Raw genomic sequence first — 3,032 nt, 5'->3', positions numbered from 1 at the left:
TCGGGGAGCCGCAGGCCAGCACAAGGGGTGCCTTTTCTTTTGGTTCGTTTTCTTTGGGCAAACAAAGAAAATGAACTCGCCCCATAGGGCGAAACCTTCAAAGCCAAACTTATTCAATTGTTAGGCTTCATTGAATTCAATCCGACCTACGTAAAACGTTTATAACTCCCATTGCCGACCAAGGTAAGAGTCAGAATTTAAAATCACATTGAAAAATTTAATAAATAGAAGCCCTAACACAACGAATCACCCCATAATCATAAGCTTCATCTAAAGCTTCAAAAACGGCTTTTAAACTATCGGCTTCATCGCCAAGTGACTCAATGGTCGAGATGATTTCATTAAATTCATTATCAGCCAGATCCAGCACTTTTTTAACATCCAGCAGTCCGGCTTCAATGCCATCTGACAGGTGACTGTATATCGTGCTGACTTTTAACTCACGATGTTTGGCGATCTGATCAGGGCTCAGTCCTTGTTCATGCAATATCAACGTCTGATTCACCGTATCGCGTAAGCCGTTATTTAATAATTCTGATAATGGATGCTGCTGAATCACGGCTATAAACCGTTGACCGTAATGTTCCAGTTTCTGAGCGCCAACCCCGGAAATACGTGCCATGGCCTGCATATCAGTAGGGCGGGTCTGACACATCTCCTGTAATGTTGAATCGTGAAAGATCACATAGGGCGGTACCCCATTTTGCTGGGCGATCTCGGTTCGTAACTGACGTAATGCTTCCCATAAATTCTGATCCTGTGGACGCACACTGGCCTGTTTTTTCTCTTTCTTGCTCAGCGTTTGTTTGGCTTGCTGTTTACGCAGCAGTAATTTTTGCTCACCACGCAGAATTGCCCGACATTTTTCAGTCAGGCGTAAGGCGCCATAACGATTGATATCAATATCCAGGTGCCCGGTGGCAATGAGTTGCCGAAATATACCGCGCCACTGGGTTGCTGTCAGTTCGGAGCCGATCCCAAACGTGCTCAGCTGATCATGCTGATTGGTTTTGATGCGTTCATCGTCGCTGCCAATCAACACATCAATTAAATAATTCACCCCAAAGCGCTGGTCGGTGCGATACACACACGACAAGGCCTTTTGGGCAACTTCGGTGGCATCAAAGTGCTCTGGCGGGTTCTGACAGTTATCACACTGACCACAGGTTTCCGGTGACGATTCATCAAAATAGGCGAGCAGGGCATGCCGCCGGCAGCTGATGGATTCACATAAGCCCAGCATGGCATCCAGCTTATGATGTTCAACCCGTTTAATAATGTCCGGTGCATCAGAGTTTTGCATAAACTGACGTAAGGTAATCACATCTTGCAGCCCGTATGCCATCCAGGCATTGGCCGGTAAGCCATCACGACCTGCGCGGCCGGTTTCCTGATAATACGCTTCAATATTCTTTGGCAGATTTAAATGCGCCACAAACCGCACATCGGGTTTATCAATACCCATACCAAACGCGATGGTGGCAACAATAATCACGCCTTCTTCGCGTAAAAACCGTTGCTGATGCTTAGCACGCATTTCCGATGATAAACCAGCATGATAGGGCAAGGCCACTCGGCCCTGATCGGTCAACCACTCAGCAATTGCCTCAACCTTTTTACGTGACAGGCAATAAACAATCCCCGCATCATTGGCATGCTGGCTTTCAATAAACTGCCAAAGCTGTTGTTTGGCCTGATTGGCTTCGGCAATGGCATAAAAAATATTGCTGCGATCAAAGCTGTTCAGATAGACATTGGCATCATGCAGATTGAGCTGTTCGATGATCTCAGCGCGAGTGCGTTTATCGGCCGTGGCGGTCAGGGCAATACGCGGAATATCTGGAAAACGTTCATGCAAAATGCGCAGTTGCTGATATTCCGGGCGAAAATCATGGCCCCATTGCGACACACAATGCGCTTCATCAATTGCAAACAATGAAATCTGTATTCGTGCCAGCATCGCCAGCGTGCGTTCATTTAATAAACGCTCGGGTGCCACATAAAGTAAATCTATCTGTCCGGCTTCAAGCTGTGCTTCAACAGCATAGGCTTCAGCAGCCGATAAACTGGAATTTAAAAATGCTGCGTTCACACCGAGTTGTTGCAACGCCATCACCTGATCCTGCATCAAGGCAATTAATGGTGAAACTACCACTCCTGTTCCCGGGCGAATCAGTGCCGGGAGTTGATAACACAGTGATTTACCACCACCGGTCGGCATCAACACCAGGGCATCACCACCGGTAGTTACGTGGTCAACGATAGTTTGCTGATTATGACGAAAAGCGCTGTAACCAAAAACGTTTTGTAACACTTCCAGCGCGGGTTGCCCGACATGCTGCATAAGAACTTCAGTGAGAAAAGGAAAGGGGCATTATGGCAAATTGCTCTTGGTTTAACATGGGATGTGGTTGATAAATTCGGTTTATCGTTAAAAGGCAGGCAAAATAGCGCAGGCTAAACATTAATCGTTTTTCCCAAAACAGTCCGTTTTTGGAAGTACATCTCAATCTTTAGGAAATAAAATGAAAGAAATTACAGTGGATAGCAACCCCAGCGAAGCACGTTTAAAACAACTGGGCGTTACTCACTGGCCAACATGGGAAAAAGGCGTATCGATTTTTCCATGGTCGTTTGTCACTACAGAAATCGCTTATATCGTTGAAGGTGAATGTGTTATGACGCCTAACGATGGTGGCCCCGCTACGACCTTTAAAGCGGGTGATTTAGTGGTATTCCCGAATGGGTATAAAGGTACCTGGGAAGTTAAAAAAGCGTTGAAAAAGCAATTCAAACATAAAGACGGCAATTTTGTGAAGTGTGCTCTCAGTCGTTTTAAAATTTTGAAAAATAAATTTAAATCAAACGCTTAAGGTCTTCCGGGTATGTTAGGTTGAGCCTGCAAAACCCAACAAATTAAAATGTTTTTGGCATAAGGTTTCGCCCTATGGGGCGAGTTCATTTTCTTTGTTTGCCCAAAGAAAACGAACCAAAAGAAAAGGCACCCCTTGTGCTGGCCTGCGGCTCCCCGA

The 3,032-nt window shown here is 45.8% G+C and carries 2 protein-coding genes; one reads left to right on the top strand and one right to left on the bottom strand.

Going from position 1 to position 3,032, the window contains the following annotated elements:
• Positions 1-217: 217 nt before the first annotated feature.
• On the bottom strand, positions 218-2,344 hold the full coding sequence (gene recQ / locus LGT40_RS00670) for a DNA helicase RecQ (protein WP_226069686.1): 2,127 nt from the start codon (positions 2,342-2,344) through the stop codon (positions 218-220).
• A gap of 181 nt (positions 2,345-2,525) precedes the next feature.
• On the opposite strand from recQ, the gene LGT40_RS00665 reads away from it, so the two are divergent.
• Positions 2,526-2,873, top strand: coding sequence for a cupin domain-containing protein (locus tag LGT40_RS00665; protein WP_226069685.1), 348 nt, complete (start codon positions 2,526-2,528; stop codon positions 2,871-2,873).
• Positions 2,874-3,032: the final 159 nt, after the last annotated feature.

It is taken from the genome of Methylophaga pinxianii (assembly GCF_020447225.1).
Lineage (GTDB): Bacteria > Pseudomonadota > Gammaproteobacteria > Nitrosococcales > Methylophagaceae > Methylophaga > Methylophaga pinxianii.
The sequence above is the reverse complement of the archived record's forward strand: the minus strand, read 5'-3'. Positions and strand labels throughout refer to the sequence as shown.